The 16,528-nt window shown below is 62.6% G+C and carries 15 protein-coding genes; 12 read left to right on the top strand and 3 right to left on the bottom strand.

Annotation, left to right across the window (positions count from 1 at the left end):
• Window positions 1-8: 8 nt before the first annotated feature.
• Window positions 9-2,756 (top strand): DNA polymerase I, encoded by a 2,748-nt coding sequence (gene polA / locus IAE33_RS10150; protein ID WP_201163407.1) that lies wholly within the window; start codon window positions 9-11, stop codon window positions 2,754-2,756.
• Window positions 2,757-3,055: 299 nt separating this feature from the next.
• Here polA and yihA read toward each other — a convergent pair whose 3' ends face one another.
• A complete protein-coding gene (yihA, locus tag IAE33_RS10145) occupies window positions 3,056-3,688 on the bottom strand; it encodes a ribosome biogenesis GTP-binding protein YihA/YsxC (RefSeq protein ID WP_028633122.1) in 633 nt (210 codons plus the stop codon).
• 201 nt (window positions 3,689-3,889) lie between these two features.
• Between yihA and IAE33_RS10140 the strand changes: the two genes are divergently transcribed.
• The 7 genes from IAE33_RS10140 to IAE33_RS10110 all read left to right on the top strand — a co-directional run bounded on the left by IAE33_RS10140 (window position 3,890) and on the right by IAE33_RS10110 (window position 11,072).
• Window positions 3,890-4,192, top strand: coding sequence for a c-type cytochrome (locus IAE33_RS10140; protein ID WP_201163406.1), 303 nt, complete (start codon window positions 3,890-3,892; stop codon window positions 4,190-4,192).
• 31 nt (window positions 4,193-4,223) lie between these two features.
• Window positions 4,224-4,841 (top strand): c-type cytochrome, encoded by a 618-nt coding sequence (locus IAE33_RS10135; protein WP_028633120.1) that lies wholly within the window; start codon window positions 4,224-4,226, stop codon window positions 4,839-4,841.
• Between the two features lie 151 nt (window positions 4,842-4,992).
• Window positions 4,993-5,625, top strand: coding sequence for a thiol:disulfide interchange protein DsbA (gene dsbA / locus IAE33_RS10130; protein WP_201163405.1), 633 nt, complete (start codon window positions 4,993-4,995; stop codon window positions 5,623-5,625).
• Between the two features lie 11 nt (window positions 5,626-5,636).
• Window positions 5,637-6,491 carry an endonuclease/exonuclease/phosphatase family protein gene (locus tag IAE33_RS10125; protein ID WP_201163404.1) on the top strand — a complete coding sequence of 285 codons (855 nt, stop codon included), beginning with the start codon at window positions 5,637-5,639 and terminating at the stop codon, window positions 6,489-6,491.
• Window positions 6,492-6,586: 95 nt separating this feature from the next.
• Entirely contained in the window at window positions 6,587-8,497 is a 1,911-nt protein-coding gene (locus IAE33_RS10120; protein ID WP_201163403.1) for a GGDEF domain-containing protein, read from the top strand.
• Window positions 8,498-8,574: 77 nt separating this feature from the next.
• The gene (locus IAE33_RS10115; protein ID WP_201163402.1) at window positions 8,575-9,363 is read left to right on the top strand and encodes an N-acetylmuramoyl-L-alanine amidase; all 789 of its coding nucleotides are present in this window, start codon (window positions 8,575-8,577) and stop codon (window positions 9,361-9,363) included.
• A 104-nt stretch (window positions 9,364-9,467) separates the two neighbouring features.
• Entirely contained in the window at window positions 9,468-11,072 is a 1,605-nt protein-coding gene (locus tag IAE33_RS10110; RefSeq protein WP_442967364.1) for an EAL domain-containing protein, read from the top strand.
• Window positions 11,073-11,081: 9 nt separating this feature from the next.
• Here IAE33_RS10110 and IAE33_RS10105 read toward each other — a convergent pair whose 3' ends face one another.
• Both IAE33_RS10105 and algB read right to left on the bottom strand, forming a co-directional pair.
• The gene (locus IAE33_RS10105) at window positions 11,082-12,848 is read right to left on the bottom strand and encodes a KinB sensor domain-containing domain (RefSeq protein WP_201163447.1); all 1,767 of its coding nucleotides are present in this window, start codon (window positions 12,846-12,848) and stop codon (window positions 11,082-11,084) included.
• An 11-nt stretch (window positions 12,849-12,859) separates the two neighbouring features.
• Window positions 12,860-14,206, bottom strand: a complete 1,347-nt coding sequence (algB, locus tag IAE33_RS10100; RefSeq protein WP_028633113.1) for a sigma-54-dependent response regulator transcription factor AlgB — start codon at window positions 14,204-14,206, stop codon at window positions 12,860-12,862.
• A gap of 211 nt (window positions 14,207-14,417) precedes the next feature.
• On the opposite strand from algB, the gene IAE33_RS10095 reads away from it, so the two are divergent.
• The 4 genes from IAE33_RS10095 (at window position 14,418) to IAE33_RS10080 (ending at window position 16,369) form a co-directional block, all read left to right on the top strand.
• Window positions 14,418-15,239: a BON domain-containing protein gene (locus IAE33_RS10095; protein ID WP_201163400.1), complete on the top strand. Its 822-nt coding sequence runs from the start codon at window positions 14,418-14,420 to the stop codon at window positions 15,237-15,239.
• Window positions 15,240-15,412: 173 nt separating this feature from the next.
• Entirely contained in the window at window positions 15,413-15,703 is a 291-nt protein-coding gene (locus tag IAE33_RS10090; protein ID WP_201163399.1) for a hypothetical protein, read from the top strand.
• A gap of 34 nt (window positions 15,704-15,737) precedes the next feature.
• Window positions 15,738-15,899 (top strand): DUF1328 domain-containing protein, encoded by a 162-nt coding sequence (locus IAE33_RS10085; protein WP_023532363.1) that lies wholly within the window; start codon window positions 15,738-15,740, stop codon window positions 15,897-15,899.
• On the top strand, window positions 15,899-16,369 hold the full coding sequence (locus IAE33_RS10080; protein ID WP_201163398.1) for an inhibitor of vertebrate lysozyme family protein: 471 nt from the start codon (window positions 15,899-15,901) through the stop codon (window positions 16,367-16,369). Before IAE33_RS10085 ends, IAE33_RS10080 begins: the two co-directional genes overlap by 1 nt.
• Window positions 16,370-16,528 lie beyond the last annotated feature (159 nt).

The following is a 16,528-nucleotide window of genomic DNA, read 5'->3' as shown; positions in this document are numbered from 1 at the left end:
TTCTGCACATGAGCCAAGCGCCCCTCGTCCTGGTGGACGGTTCCTCCTACCTGTACCGTGCCTTCCATGCGCTGCCGCCCCTGACCACGTCCAAGGGCATGCCGACTGGCGCGGTGAAGGGTGTGTTGAACATGCTCAAGAGCTTGCGCAGGCAGTACCCCGAAAGCCTCTTCGCCGTGGTGTTCGACGCCAAGGGCGGCACCTTCCGCGACACCTTGTATGCCGATTACAAGGCCAACCGCCCGAGCATGCCTGACGACCTGCGGGTGCAGATCGAGCCCTTGCACGCCAGCGTGAAGGCCTTGGGCTACCCCCTGTTATGCGTTGAGGGGGTGGAGGCTGACGACGTGATCGGTACCCTGGCCCGCAGCAGTGCCGCGCTTGGCCGGCCGGTTATCATCTCCACGGGCGACAAGGACATGGCGCAGCTGGTGGACGGGCACATTACCCTGGTCAACACCATGACCGGTAGCGTGCTGGACGTGGCTGGCGTGCATGAGAAGTTTGGCGTCGGGCCCGAGCACATCATCGACTTCCTGGCCCTGATGGGCGACAAGGTCGACAACATTCCAGGCGTACCGGGCGTAGGTGAAAAGACCGCCGCTGGCCTGCTGACCGGTATCGGTGGCGGGCTCAGCGAGCTGTACGCCAACCTGGACAAGGTACCCACCCTGGCCATCCGTGGCGCCAAGAGCCTGCCCGCCAAGCTTGAGGAACACCGCGACGCGGCGTTCTTGTCGTATGAACTGGCCACTATCAAGATCGACGTGCCACTGGACATCGAAGTGGACGCCCTGGTGTGCGGCGAGCCGGACCGCGAGGCGCTGCTGGCGCTGTACACCGAGATGGAATTCAAGAGCTGGGTGGCCGATGTGCAGCGCGATGCCGCCCGCGCAGGTGATGAAGTAGCCCCCGTGCAAGCGCCGGCGGCGGTCGTCGAGGCAAAGTACGAAACCATCCTCGATCAGGCCCGCTTCGATGCCTGGCTGGAAAAACTGCGCAACGCGCCACTGATCGCGTTCGACACCGAAACCACCAGCGTGGATGCCCAGCGGGCGCAGCTGGTGGGCATCTCGTTTGCCGTGGAACCCCACGAAGCCGCTTATGTGCCATTGATGCACGACTACGAGGGGGCGCCCGCCCAGCTGGATCGCGAGTCCGTGCTGCTGGCACTGAAACCCCTACTGGAAGACCCAGCCAAGGCCAAGGTAGGGCAGAACGCCAAATACGATATCAACATCCTCGCCAACGGCTCGCCCGCCATCCACATGCAGGGTGTTGCCTACGACACCATGCTTGAGTCGTACGTGTTCAATTCCACCGCTACCCGGCACGACATGGACAGCCTGGCGCAGAAGTACCTGGGCCACACCACCATTGCCTTCGAGGACATCGCTGGCAAGGGCGCCAAGCAGCTCACCTTCAACCAGATCCACCTGGACAAGGCGGGCCCCTATGCGGCCGAGGATGCCGATATCACCCTGCGCTTGCACCAGGCATTGCAGGCACGGCTGGCGCAAACCCCCGGTGTACAACCGGTGCTGATGGACATCGAAATGCCGCTGGTACCGGTGCTGGCCAAGATCGAGCGCCAGGGCGCCCTGGTGGATGCTGCCTTGTTGCAGGTACAAAGCGGTGAGCTGGGCGTGAAGATGGCCGAGCTGGAGCAACGCGCCTTCGAGCTGGCCGGTGAGCAGTTCAACCTCGGCTCGCCCAAGCAACTGGGTGCGATTCTGTACGACAAGCTGGGCATGCCGGTTTTGAGCAAAACCGCCAAGGGCCAGCCGTCCACCGCCGAGGCGGTGCTCGACGACCTGGCGATGCAAGGCTACCCCTTGCCTGAGGTGCTGATGCAGTACCGCAGCCTGAGCAAGCTCAAGAGCACCTACACCGACAAGCTGCCGGGGCAGATCAACCCCCGCACCGGGCGGATTCACACCTCCTACCAGCAGGCGGTGGCGGCCACCGGCCGGTTGTCGTCCAGCGACCCGAACCTGCAGAACATCCCCATTCGTACTGCCGAGGGCCGGCGCATCCGCCAGGCGTTCATCGCCAGCCCCGGCTACAAGCTGCTGGCTGCCGACTATTCGCAGATCGAGCTGCGCATCATGGCCCACCTGGCCAAGGATGAGGGCTTGCTGCATGCCTTCCAGAATGACCTGGACGTGCACCGGGCCACGGCGGCAGAGGTGTTTGGCGTGGCGCTCGAACAGGTGACCAACGACCAGCGCCGTAGCGCCAAGGCGATCAACTTCGGCCTGATCTACGGCATGAGCGCGTTTGGCCTGGCCAAGCAGATCGGCGTGGACCGCAAGCAGTCCCAGGACTACATCGACCGCTATTTCACCCGCTACCCTGGCGTGCTGGCCTACATGGAGCGCACCCGCGCCCAGGCGGCGGAGCAGGGCTTTGTCGAAACCCTGTTTGGCCGCCGGCTGTACCTGCCCGACATCAACGCCAAGAACCCTGCCCTGCGCAAAGGCGCCGAACGGACGGCGATCAACGCCCCCATGCAGGGTACTGCCGCAGACATCATCAAGCGGGCGATGGTCAACGTGGACAACTGGCTGAGCGAGAGTGGGCTGGACGCCCGGGTGATCCTGCAGGTACACGACGAACTGGTGCTGGAGGTGCGTGAGGACCTGGTTGAACAGGTCAAAGATGAAATTCGCCTGCACATGAGTAACGCCGCGAAACTCGACGTACCGCTGCTGGTTGAAGCGGGCGTGGGCGCGAACTGGGACGAAGCGCACTGATCTAGCGGTTAAAACTCACGAGCCTCTGCGACTTATCGCCGCATGACTGGATGCCGGCCACCTCGGTGGCCGATGGCGTTTCATGAAACAGCGCACAAATTGAAGCAGCGGTCAGGAACTTAAAGGGTGAATTGCGACTCAGAGGTCCTGAATGGCTGGTGAAGCCTTTCGATGCTCCTATGTTGTGTTAAGTGTTGGCAGATATCTGGACCCCGCCCTAGCGGTCCGGACTTGAACCCCGAACTTCCCCCTCCCCATACGAAGTCCGGGGTTTTTTTTGCCTGCGATTTGGCAAAGCGTTACACCGCAGGCTTGTCTTCCAGCTCCATCCAGCCGGCCAGCACGCGGTAGGCGTCTTCTACGCCCAGGCGCTTGGGCGCCGAGAACAGCTGGATGGTCACGCCATCGCCCCAGCCTTTTCTGATTTCCGACTGCACTTTAAGCAGGGTGTTCTTGGCTGCGCCGTGGGTCAGCTTGTCGGCCTTGGTCAGGAGGATGTGCATGGGCATCCTGCTGGCCTTGGACCAGTCGAGCATCATCTTGTCGAAGTCGGTCATGGGGTGGCGCACGTCCATCATCAGGATGATGCCGCGCAAGCACTCGCGGCTGCCCAGGTAGGCCTCCAGGTGCTTTTGCCAGTGCTGTTTGAGCGGGATCGGTACCTTGGCATAGCCATAACCCGGCAAGTCGACCAAACGCCGTTCATCGTCCAGACTGAAAAAGTTCAGCAGCTGAGTGCGGCCCGGGGTTTTCGAGGTGCGTGCCAGGCTGGCGTGGGTCAGGGTGTTGAGGGCGCTGGACTTGCCGGCATTGGACCGGCCGGCGAAAGCCACCTCGTAACCCTGGTCGTCGGGGCATTGTTCGACCTTGGCGGCGCTGAGAGCGAATTGGGCTTTCTGGCACAGGCCGAGGATGGGGTTCTTGACTTGCATGGGATATCCGATGTGGGTGTTGCCGGGCTCGATTGGCCTGAGCCTGGCAAGCGGTGTCGTTTCCGTTTGGACGACGGAAGTATATAATGCCCCAGTTTTTGTGTGCTCATTCTCCCAACGTAGGGGAACGGGCATGGGGTGTCGATCAATAGCTCGCGCAACAGAACGCAGCGCGGCCCCCAACCCTGAAGGTCGTTCCGCATGGCGAAATGGCTGCTTGCTGTCGGTATGTTTCTGCCGGTTTTCAGCGCACAGGCTACACAGGATCCCGAGGTGTTGTACAACCGCACGTGTGCGGCCTGTCACGCCGGGCAGTTGCCACAGGCGCCCAGGCAGGGCGACCGGGTAGCGTGGGAGCCAAGGCTGGCGCAGGGCATGGAGGTACTGGTAAGGCACGTGACCCAGGGTTTCAAGGCTATGCCGCCGCGTGGATTGTGCATGGACTGCAGTGCCGAGGACTACCGTTTGGTCATCCTTTGGATGAGTGGCAGTCCCGATACATAACATTTCACCCTTAGCCGTGTTGGATTAGCTGATGAACAAACTAGTCGTGAGTCTGCTGTTGACCCTGGGTGTCGCAGGTGCGGCCACTGCTGCACAACCTGTCATGGGCGATGCTGCCGCGGGCCAGGCCAAGACCGCCGTCTGTGGCGCCTGCCACAACCCCGACGGCAATAGCCTGGCACCGAACTTCCCGAAACTGGCTGGCCAAGGCCAGCGCTACCTCGAAAAACAACTGCACGATATCAAGTCCGGCAAGCGCACCGTGCTGGAGATGACCGGCATGCTGGCCGCTTTCAGCGACCAGGACCTGGCCGATATCGCCGCGTACTTCGCCAGCCAGAAAGGCAGCGTGGGGGCTGCTGACCCGGCGCTGGTCGAACGCGGCCGCGCACTGTTCAATGGCGGTGACCTCGACAAGGGCATGCCTGCCTGTACCGGCTGCCACTCCCCCAACGGCGCCGGTATTGCGCTTGCCGGCTTCCCGCACCTGAGCGGCCAGCACGCGCAGTACGTGAGCAAGCAGCTCACCGACTTCCGCGAAGGCAACCGCACCAACGACGGCGATGCCATGACCATGCGCACCATCGCCGGCAAGCTGAGCAACCATGATATCGAAGCCCTGGCCAGCTATATCCAGGGCCTGCATTAACATTCGGTTAATGTTGCCAGCCAATGATGAAAGGGCGGTGCGGCCGCCCTTTTTTTTGCCCGCAGCCGTTACACTACAGAACTTGAGCCCTTCCCGGCCTGTCTCAGTGCAGGTCGCGTCGCGGCGACCCATGACTGCTCAGGAGTAAAGCATGCGTAAACTGATTCTCAGCGCTGCGCTGGTCGCTGCCAGCGTATTCGGTATGACTGCCGTCCAGGCCGCAGAGCCTATTGCCGGCAAGGAATATTTGGTGCTGAGCAACCCTGTTCCGGTTTCCGTCCCTGGCAAGATCGAAGTGGTCGAGCTGTTCTGGTACGGCTGCCCGCACTGCTATAGCTTCGAGCCGGTGATCAACCCTTGGGTGGAAAAATTGCCCAAGGATGTCAACTTCAAGCGTATCCCCGCCATGTTCGGCGGCCCGTGGGATGCCCATGGCCAGATGTTCCTCACCCTCGAAGCCATGGGTGTCGAGCATAAAGTGCATGCTGCCGTCTTCGATGCTATCCAGAACCAGCGCAAGCGCCTGACCGATCCACAGGACATGGCGGACTTCCTGGCGACCCAAGGCGTGGACAAGGACAAGTTCCTGGCCACCTTCAACTCGTTCGCCATCAAAGGCCAGGTCAACCAGGCCAAAGAGCTGGCGAAGAAGTACGAAATCACTGGCGTACCGAGCATGATCGTCAACGGCAAGTATCGCTTCGACCTGGGTACCGCCGGCGGCGCCGAGGCCGTACTGAACGTTGCCGACCAGCTGATCGACAAGGAGCGCGCCGCCAAGTAGGCGGCGCTACCATGCCCCGCTTCCGGTCAACGCGTGGCATTGGCCTGCACCAGCCGCAGGTCAACGAGCATCACCTGCAGGCCCCTGGCCTGCCCGAGGATGGTCGCCTGCGGCTGCTCAGCTTCAACATTCAGGTGGGCATCAGCACCGAACGCTACCGGCACTACCTGACCCGCAGTTGGCAACATCTGCTGCCACACACCGGGCGGGCCGGTAACCTGCAGAAGATTGGCCAACTGCTCAGCGACTTCGACCTGGTGGCTTTGCAGGAAGCCGACGGCGGTAGCATGCGTTCGGGCTACATCAACCAGGTCGAGCACCTGGCCCAGTTGGGCGCTTTCCCCTACTGGTACCAGCAACTCAATCGCAACCTTGGCCGCTTTGCCCAGCACAGCAATGGCGTGCTAAGCCGCCTGAAACCGCACCAGCTCGAAGACCATCCGCTGCCCGGCCCCGCCGGGCGGGGTGCCATTCTGGTGCGCTTCGGCGAGGGTGAGGATGCGCTGATCGTGGTCATGATGCATCTGGCATTGGGTGCCAAGACCCGGGCCCTGCAGCTTGCCTATATCCGCGAGCTGATTGGCGGTTATCGTCACCAGGTGTTGATGGGTGACATGAACACCCATGCCACGGACCTGCTCGAGCATTCGCCGTTGCGCGACCTTGGCCTGATTGCCCCGCAGGTGGAGGCCACGTTCCCCAGCTGGCGACCCCAGCGTTGCCTGGACCACATTCTGCTCAGCCCCAGCCTGACGCTGGAGCGCGTGGAGGTGCTGGCCCAACCGATCTCCGACCACCTTCCGGTCGCCGTCGAGATCCGATTGCCTGATGCATTGACTGTGGATACGCTGCCGGCCTTGAGCTGAATCAACTGAAGCTGTGCATGCCCTAAAGTGCCCGGGGTGTGCGCCGACAGTGTGTATCAGACAGCCCCAGTTGTATCACCCGTGCGGACACAGGCATGACCGAAGAAGCCGAGCGCTGGAAAGAAAAATACCTCAAGAGCATCGAGCAGCAGGAGAAGCTCGAGCGGCGTTGGGAGGCTCGCCTCGACTTGCTGCGCCGTGGCCTGGTGCGCAGTACCCTGGCCGCTGAAGGCAGCGACAAGATCGTGGACCAGTGCATGAAGGAAATGCGCGAGGTGATCCGTGGTGACAATATGGACGCCGGGCTGGCCGGGCTCATACCGCGGCTGGAGAAGGCGGTGCTGGACTCTGAGCAGCGCCGCGAAACCCGCATGAACCAAGTGGGTGATGCACTGACCTCGCTGGTAGGGCAACTGCAAGGCCTGCCCCTTTCCAGCGATGTGTCCCGGCCTTTGAAAAAGCTGGCTAAACGCCTGGAGGCAGGGGTGAGCCAATCGCGTGACCTGCCGCCGCTGTTGGGCGAGTTGAGCGGCTTGCAGGAGCGTGCGCTTTCAGCGTTGGGCAAGTCGGCTGGCGAGCCGCGTGGGGGGTTCCTGCAGCGCCTGTTCAAGGGTCGTGAGGACGAGGTGCCTGCGGCCCCGGTGCCTGAGGCTGATCCAGCCCCAGCCCCAGCCCCAGCACCCGCACCGGAAGCGCCAGCGTCACCAGCGCCGCTCATCGAGCCGCCATCGGCGCTTGCCCAGGCCCCGGCGGCGCACAGCATCGATGCATTCGATGCACCGCATGCCCCTGAGGTCGATTCTGCTGCCGAGCCCGCAGTCCAACCTGCCAACGACCCGTTGCCAGAAGCTCACGTAGCCGCCACCCCACCGCCAACCGTCCCAACGCCCGAGCACCTTCCGCCGGATAGCCGGGAAGCCGCCGATGAGGCCTACGCCCTGCCCTACGCGGTAGAACCGCCCTACAGCCAGGTGGCCGCGCACATCCAGCAGACCCTGATCGGCCTGCTGGATGACCTCAGCCTGCCGGAGCGGCACAAGGCTCAGGCGCAGGCCATGCGCGACCGGGTTGCGCGTGGGCTTAACTGGTACGAGCTGATACCGGTGCTCGATGACCTTGCCGTTCTGTTGCTGGCCATCACCGACAGCGGCCAGCACGAATTCGAAACCTACCTGCAACTGCTCAACGAGCGCCTGGAAGGTTTTCACGACTATTTGCACCAGGCCAGCGCCGGCCATGCCGACAACAGCAGCGCAGCGCGGGAGCTGGATACCCAGTTGCGTGAGCATGTGGACGGCCTGCAGAGCGATGTCCAGTGCGCCGCCGATGTGGTGAGCCTCAAGCAGGCGCTGGACGGCCGGCTCGAAAGCCTGCTGGTTACCATGGACCAGCACAAGCATGAACGCGACCGCCGCGAGCAGGAGCTGGCGGGCCGCCTGCACGGGTTGTCCGAGCGGGTGGCCAGCATGGAGCAGGAAGCCCTTGGCTATCGCGAGCACCTGGAAGAACAGCGCCAGAAGGCCCTGCTGGACCCGCTCACCGGCCTGCCCAACCGCGCCGCGTGGAGCGAGCAGCTCGATGCCGAAGTGCAGGCGTGGCAGGCGCACGGTGGTCACCTGGCCATGGCCATTCTCGACCTGGATCATTTCAAGCGGATCAACGACAGCTATGGGCACCTGGCCGGTGACAAGGTGTTGAAGATCGTTGCCGATCAATTGCGCAAGCGCTTGCGCGGCCGGCATTTCATTGCCCGCTTCGGCGGTGAGGAATTTGTCCTGCTGCTGCCGCAGACCACACCCGCGCAGGCACTGGAGGTTACCGAGGCCATGCGCGCGGCGGTACAGGCCTGCCCGTTCCATTTCAAGGGGGAGCGGGTGGTCATTACCACCTCCATCGGCCTGAGTGCGTTCCGGGCCGGCGAGCACGGCGACCAAGTGCTCAAGCGTGCCGATGCAGCGCTCTACCGGGCCAAGGAACAGGGGCGAAACCGCATCGAGCAAGGCTGATCAGCGGCTCCTAGACCCGCGAGCGCGCCGTCATGGAGCACGTTATACTGTAGCGCTCATTTGCTGAGGCCACCGATGTGCTTTCCACGCTGAAAACAACGCTGATCACTTTGCTGCTGTTCACCCTGGCCGGATGCTCGACGGGCCTGCGTATCGACCGCAGCCACCCCTCAGCCAACCAGGACAACCGTATCCAGTTCGTGGTGCTGCATTACACCAATGCATCGCTGGAACGCTCATTGGCGTTGCTCACCCATGGCGAGGTCAGCAGCCACTACCTGATCGGCGACGGGCCGGGTACGGTCTATCAACTGGTAGACGAAAACCGCCGCGCCTGGCACGCAGGCGACAGCCAGTGGCAGGGCCGTACCTGGCTGAACTCATCCTCGATCGGGATCGAAATCGTCAACCCGGGCTTCACCGACACGCCCGCAGGCCGGGTGTGGCACCCTTATAGCGAAGCGCAGATCCAGTCACTGATCGCACTGTTGAAGGACATCGTCAAGCGCAACAATATCGAGCCAAAGCACATCATCGGCCATAGCGACATCGCCCCGTTGCGTAAGCTCGACCCAGGCCCGATGTTCCCATGGAAGCGCCTGGCCGACGAGGGCCTGGGCATTTGGCCCGATGCAAACGCGGTGGCACGCCAGCAGGCCTATTTCGACGTCAACCCGCCTGGTGTCGGCTGGTACCAGCAGGAACTGTCGCGCTTTGGTTACGCCATCGAGCAGACCGGTGTGTTGGATGTGGCCACCCGGCATGTGCTAGCGGCCTTCCAGATGCGGTTCCGGCCGCAGCGCTTCGACGGCCTGCCGGACGCCCAGACGGCGGCAATATTGCAGGTGTTGAACCGTACCCGCTAAGGCCCCCTGCCCAGGCGGGCAGGCCGTGCTCGGACGAAGCGCCAAACGGCGAAGGTAAATCCTGATCCAGTTGCTATACCTTGGTAATCAACTGGATGCCTTCGATGCCGGACACCACCGCTACGCTGCGCCAAATTTTCAACCATCCCTGGATGCTGGCCACGTTGGCAGCGTTGGCCAGTGCTGCCCTGTTGCTCACGGCCAGCATCGGTGTTGCCTTGCAACAGATGAAGCAGAGCGAAACCGAGCAGATGAACGCCCAAGGCGAGCGCTTTCTCGAACGCCTGGAGCAGGTGTTCGGCCAGTTGCGTGAAGGCGTCGACCTGCTGCAGGCGCAACCCGTGCGCGGCTGCAGCCCGGCCATGCTGGCTGCCCTGCAACGGGTGGGCCTGAGTTCACGGTTCATCTACGAAGCGGCTTACGTGGACGGCAATTCGGCCTGCTCCAACCGGGGAGACGAGCGTGCATTCGTACCGCTGCGTGCGCCGGACATCAAGGGCCCGGTCTACAGCTACTGGCTTAATACAACCACCGAGCCTGACGAAAACCTGGCGGCGTTGATGCTGGGCCGTGGCAAGTTTCTGGTGTCCACCTCGCGGGGGCACCTGACCGATGTGGTGGACTTGCCCCCGGGGGGCAGCCTGCTGGTGGTGCTGGACAACGGTGCGAGGGCGATACCCGTGCTTGGCCCGGCCCAGGTATGGCCGCCGCCGTCTGTATGGTCCAGCAGCCACAAGACGCTGCTGGAGTTCAGCGATCGCCTGATCTATCGCATGCCGACCAAGTCGCCCGATTATCAGCTTGTACTGATCGCCCCACGCGCCAGCCTGCCGTTGAGAATGAACGGCACTTTGTGGTTGCTGTTCCCGGGCAGTGTGCTGGGGGCCTGTTGCATTGGCTGGCTGGTGCTGCAGCTGATACAGCAACGCCGGTCGATGAGTTCGGAGCTACAACATGCCCTGCGCCGTGGTCAGTTGCAGGTGCTGTACCAGCCCATCTTCCAGCTCGACACCCGGCGCTGTGTGGGGGCCGAGGCGTTGGTGCGCTGGCGCCGGCCTGATGGCACTCTTACCAGCCCCGACCTGTTCATACCGCTGGCCGAAAATACCGGCCAGATCCGCCAGATCACCGACTTCGTCTTGCAGCGCGTGCTGGAGCAACTGGGCGCGCTGCTGAGGTCGCACCCAAAGTTGTACATCTCGGTGAACCTGGCGGCGTGTGACGTCATGGTGCCGCGTATCGGCGAGGTGGCGGCGCGGCTGCTGGCGTTGCACCGGGTTGATGCGAGCCAGATCGCCTTCGAGGTCACCGAGCGCGGCCTGATCGACGTGGTAGTGGCACGCGACAACTTGCAGACGCTGCGTGCGGAGGGGCACCAGGTGCTGATCGACGACTTCGGCACTGGCTACTGCAGCCTGGCGTACCTTCAAACCCTGCCGGTTGATTGCCTGAAGATCGACAAGGCATTCATTGGTGCCCTCGGGCACGATGCTGCCAGCAGTGGGGTTGCGCCGCACATTATCCGCATGGCCCATGACCTTCACTTGCGAGTGATCGCGGAAGGTATCGAGCGCGAAGACCAGGCAGTGCTGCTGCTCAGTGAAGGGGTGAACTACGGCCAAGGCTGGTTGTTCGCCAAGGCGCTCACTGCCCGGCAGTTCGCCGAGCTGGTAACGCGGGGGAAGCTGCCGCATGGGCGGCAGCGTTAACCCTGTGGATTACACCGGCAAGGCCATATAGAACTGCGTGCCCTGCCCTGGCCGGGAAAACACGCCCATGCGCCCCCCGTGCAATTGCACGATCTCCTTGCACAGCGCCAGGCCCAGGCCGGCGCCGCCTTTCTTGCGCCCCACCTGCACGAAGGGTTCGAAGATGCGGCCCTGCTGCCCGTAGGCGATGCCTTCGCCATTATCCTCGACACTGACGATGACCCGCTCGGCATGCCGGCGGGCGTGCAGGCGGATACGCCCGCCCTGCGGGGTATGGCGGATGGCGTTGTGCAGCAAGTTGTCCAGTACCCGGTCGAGTTGGGCGAGGTCGGCCTGTATACGCGGCAGCGGGGGCTCCAGGGCCAGCACCAGTTCGATGTCTTTCTGCCCCGCCTGTTCGGCGAAGCGCGCCTGGGCACGCTCCAGCAGTTCGTCGACGGCGCAGGGCGCAAGCTCCAGCTTTTGCAAGCCGCTCTGGTAGCGGCTGAAGTTGAGCAGGTCGTTGATCAGCTGCGTCAGGCGCTGCATTTCTTCGCCGATGGTGTCCAGCAGGTCGTTCTCGCGGGCTTCGGGCGCAAACGACACCCGCTCGCGCAGTAGGCCGAAGGCCATGTGCATGCCGGTGACCGGGGTGCGTAGCTCATGGGAGGCGCGCAGCACGAATTCGCTGCGAACCCGCTCGAAGGCGCGCTGCTCGGTAACATCGTGCAGCACCATCACCGCGCCCAGAATAGGCCCTTGCGGGTGGCTGACGGGCGTGAGGCTGTAGGTGAGCAGGCGTGCCTCCTCGTCCACCTCCATGTTCAGGTCGTCGGGTGGCCGGTCCAGGCTGCCGCCGCGCAGTACCTGGCGCAACTGTTGCTCCAGCTCCGGGCGTTGCAGGGCTTCGGCCAGGCTGCTGCCGACCCGGCTGTCGGTCCAGCCCAGCTGACGCTGGGCCACGGGGTTGAGGTGTTCCAGCAGGCCTTGCCGGTCGATGATCAGCAGCCCGTCGTCGATGCTGTCGAGCACGGCCTGCAGGCGTTGCTGGCCTGCCAGCAACTCGTCCACATTGGTCGCCTGGTGTTTGCGCAGGGCATCGGCCATCAGCCCGAACCGGCGGGTGAGCTGGTTGAGCTCGCTGGCCTGGGTTACCGGCAGCGTGACATCGAAGTTGCCTTTGCCCAGCTGGTCTGCTGCCTTGGCCAGAGCCTCGATGGGCTGGCCAAAGCGCCGGGCAATGTTGTGTGCGGTGATGAAGCCCAGCACCAGCACCACCAGGCCCATCAGGCCGAGGGTGCCACTGACCAGGAGCGCCCGGTCACGGGATTGCTCTTCACTGCGGCTGATGTATTGCAAGGCCTGCTTGTGGGCGTCGATCAGGTCGGTGCGGACCTGGTTGAAAGCAGCGCCCAATGGTTGGTCCACGCCCATGCTGCGCGAAGGCGTAGCGCTCTCGCGGTAGGCCTTGAGGAAGTCCTGATAATGCGCGCTGGCTTTGATGAAGCCTTCGCGCTCGCTGCCCTGGGCTACCCCTTGGCCGAGTAGCTGCTGGAAGTCCTCCTGAAGAACCTGAAGGTTCTCAGTGGCAGGCGTTTCATCGAGGATCTGAATCAACTGGTTACCCAGGTTCTGGCGCAGCTTGAGGCCTACCTCCAGCGAGTGGGTGGTGTCGCGCACCAGTTGCTGCTGCACCGAGGCCATCTGCAGCACACTGACCAGCCCCAGCAACAACCCAAGCAACGCCACGGTGACCAGCGCCGATATGCTGAGGAACAGCCGCGTGCGCAGCTTCATGGTTGGCCATTTCACAGGTTGTACTGCTTGCGCTTGCGGTACAGGGTCGATGCATCGATGCCCAGGGTCTTGGCTGCCTGGTCGAGGGTATCGCTGGCCGCCAGCACGGCGCCGATGTGGGCACGCTCAAGCTCGTCCAGGCTCAGGGCGGCCCCTACCCGCGGTGCATTGCCCGCAGGTTGCTCGCCCATGCCCAGGTGGCTGATTTCAACTTTTTCCTGTGGGCAGATGATGCTCGCCCGCTCTACCACGTTGCGCAATTCACGGATGTTGCCTGGCCAACGGTAGTTCAGCAGGGCCGCCCGTGCTTCGTCACTGAAGCCGCGGCCTGGGCGCGAATACTCCTTCACGAAGCGGGCCAGGAACCGATCTGCCAGGGTCAGGATATCTTCGCTGCGCTCGCGCAGCGGCGGCAGGTGCAGGGTGATCACGTTGAGGCGGTACAGCAGGTCTTCTCGGAAACGCCCGTCCCGGACCATTTCTTCAAGGTTGAGGTTGGTGGCGGCGAGGATGCGCACGTCGGCGCGGCGGGTAACCGGGTCACCGACACGTTCGTATTCCTTGTCCTGGATAAAGCGCAACAGCTTGGGTTGCAGGGTCAGCGGGAAGTCGCCGATCTCGTCGAGGAACAGGGTGCCGCCGTCCGCCTGGCTGACCCGGCCCAGGGTGCTTTCGCTGGCACCGGTGAACGCACCGCGGGTGTGGCCGAACAACTCGCTTTCCATCAGCTCGGCGTTCAGCGATGGGCAGTTGATGGTGACGCAGGCCTTGCGGGCACGTTTGCTCCAGCCGTGGATGGCGCGGGCCAGCTCGCCTTTACCGGTACCCGACTCGCCGAGGATCAGGATGTTGGCATCGGTGGTGGCCACCTGCCGGGCAGTTTCGAGTACCACCATCATGGCCGGGCTGTGCGAGTCCAGGCCGTCCTTGGGCTTGCGCACCTCGCCTTCTAGGGCTTCCAGGCGTGCCGAGAGCTGTCGCACTTCCAATTGCTTGGCGGTGGCCAGGCGCAGTTGGTCCGGGCTGCAGGGTTTGACCAGGTAGTCGGCGGCGCCGGCCTGGATCGCATCCACTGCCGTGTCGATGGCGGAATGTGCGGTCACGATGACCACGCGCATCCACGGGGCCTGGATGCGCATCTGTGCCAGCACGTCCAGGCCATTGTCTTCACCCAGCCGCAAGTCGAGGAAGCACAGGTCGAACACCTGGCGTTGCAACAGGGTATCTGCCTGGGATGCGCTGTTGGCGGTGGCGACACTGTAGCCCTCGTCCTCCAGGCAATAACGGAACGTGCGCAGGATCGCGGACTCGTCATCCACCAGCAGAATCCGGCCTTGTTTGTCCTGGGCTGATTCCATTACCTGCGCTCCTTAGGGAAATATCTTTGTTTAGTGTGGGAAAAATCGGGCAAGTTGCATGGTCAATTCTGAAGGATTCTGCCCTTTGCATGCTAGCAAATGGCCGAATGATGCCTGAAAGCCGCAATCTGCCGGTGATTTGCTTAGAGGCAGCGCTTGGCACATTGGTTGCGACGGATTACAGATTTTGCCTACAAAAAGGGAGAAAGCCATGCCATTTCCTTTCCGCGCCTTGGCCTTGGGTGTCAGCTTGCTGGCAATTGCGCACCCTGCAGCCGCTGACGCCGTGCACGATGCTCGCCTGCAGGGGGCGTTGCAAACTGCACTGTCGCTTAACCCGGTGTTGAACCCGTACCGCATCAAGGTCGAGGTGGACGGTGCTCAGGCGCAGCTGTCGGGTGAGGTGGAAAATGCTGTCGAGCGTCGGTTGGCCGAGGATGTCGCCTTGGCCACCTCCGGCATCGACAAGGTGCAGAACCAGTTGCAGGTGAACCCGAGCCTGGTCGAGCGCCCGCTTGAGCTGCGTGCCTACGCCCGGCGCGTGGAGGACGCCACCTTGGCAGCTGTGATCAGGGCGCGTTTATCCTGGAGCCGCATCACCGAAAAAGCGCCTATCGAGGTAAACAGCGACAACGGCGTGGTAACGCTGCGTGGCCGGGTGGACAGCACCGAGGCCAAGGAGCTGGCGGGGGTAGTGGCGCGCACTACCGACGGCGTTTACCTGGTCAACAACCTGGTCAGCCTGGACACTGCAGCCATGGCCAAGGCCAGGAACGCACCGGTAGGCCTGCCCAGCGGGCCGCAACCCAGTGATGGCTGGATCGTCGACAAGATCCAGAGCAGTTACCGCTTCAGCCGCAATCTGGATGGCCTCAACCTCAAGGTTGTAAGCGAGGAAGGGATGGTGCGCTTGTTGGGTGAGGTGGTCAGCCCTGAGCAAAAAACCATCGCCTCTGAGATCGCCCGGCAGATCATCGGCGTGCGTGGCGTGGATGCAGACATGCTCAAGGTCGCGACGAAGGTGGAAGGCTGATCGTGCATTTCGCACGGAGGTAAATCAGGCATCGTGCAGGATACGTCCCAGGGTTGATTGGTTCAATATTTTAAGTTGTTGATTTATAAGGACTTTTTAATGGCTTAAAAGCTGGCACGCAGGCTGCAATTACTTGTTCAGGTCTGGACAAAAATTACAGCAGGAGAGCCAGCATGAGCCGCCAACCCGTCAACCACTCGCAAGTCGCTGCACTGCCTCTGCGCCAAATCTTGTCGCTGGGGGTTGCGGTGGTGCTGACTTTGGCAGCCTGCCTCTTCTACTACAGCGTTCAAACAGCCCGCCTTGCGGATCAGGTGGCGGCGCAAACCGCCTTGCTGTCCCAGATCCAGTCGACGCGGGCCAGTAACCTGGTAAAGGCAGCAGAGCAGCTGCCTTCGCAAGGCAAAGCCGCTTCACCGGCCACCGTTGAACACGTCGTACCTCAGGATCGTTGGGTGTTCTGACCCACACTGCCGTCAAAAAGAAAGGAGAATCACCATGCTGAGCTGGGCTATCACTTTCCTCATCATCGCTATCGTCGCTGCAGTTCTGGGCTTTGGTGGCATCGCGGGCGCTGCGACAGGGATTGCCAAGATCCTGTTCATCGTCTTCCTGGTTCTGTTCGTCGCTTCCTTCTTCTTCGGACGTGGTCGACGGTAATGGGCAGCCTGTTGCGTAACGTTCTGGCTGGCGCTCTGCTGTTGAGCGCCACTGGCGCGGCGGTGGCGGCCAATGATGGCCAACTGCGTGTAAACCAGTTGCTGGGGACCGACGCCAAATACAGGGAAGCTTGGCACGACGCCATCAAGGGTAAGGAGAACCTGCCTGAGTGGGTAATCAACCTGTCGGGCAGTTCGTCTCAGCAAATGTCGGCGTTGACCGAAGATGGCGACAAGTACCTGGTCGGCCCGCTGTGCGAGTCAGACAACAACTGCACGTACAAGCGCCTGATCGTGGCGGTAAGCTGGGACAAGGATGATGCCTACGGCATGTTGGTGGAAGTGCCTGAGGGCCTGCCAAGCGACAAGTCGCCGACCCGTCACGCCAAGTACACCTGGTTCGGCAAGCCGGATGACGGCATGAAGGCGTTGCTGCAGGACCAGCTCAAGCGTGACCCGAACTGGTATTGAGTGTTTGCTGACGGTACGGGTAGAACGCCCTGCACTGTCACGAAATGGAAGCTGAACGGCCCTATAGTGTCAGCCTTCCATGATGCGCCGCTCCGAGGAGGAGCAGCACATGACCATGGGGCCGGGCTGTTCTGGCTGTTGCAGGGTCGGAGTGGCCTA

Source organism: Pseudomonas sp. S60, from assembly GCF_016647865.1.
GTDB classification, from domain to species: Bacteria; Pseudomonadota; Gammaproteobacteria; order Pseudomonadales; family Pseudomonadaceae; genus Aquipseudomonas; species Aquipseudomonas parafulva.
This window is presented reverse-complemented; position numbering and strand designations above follow the sequence as displayed.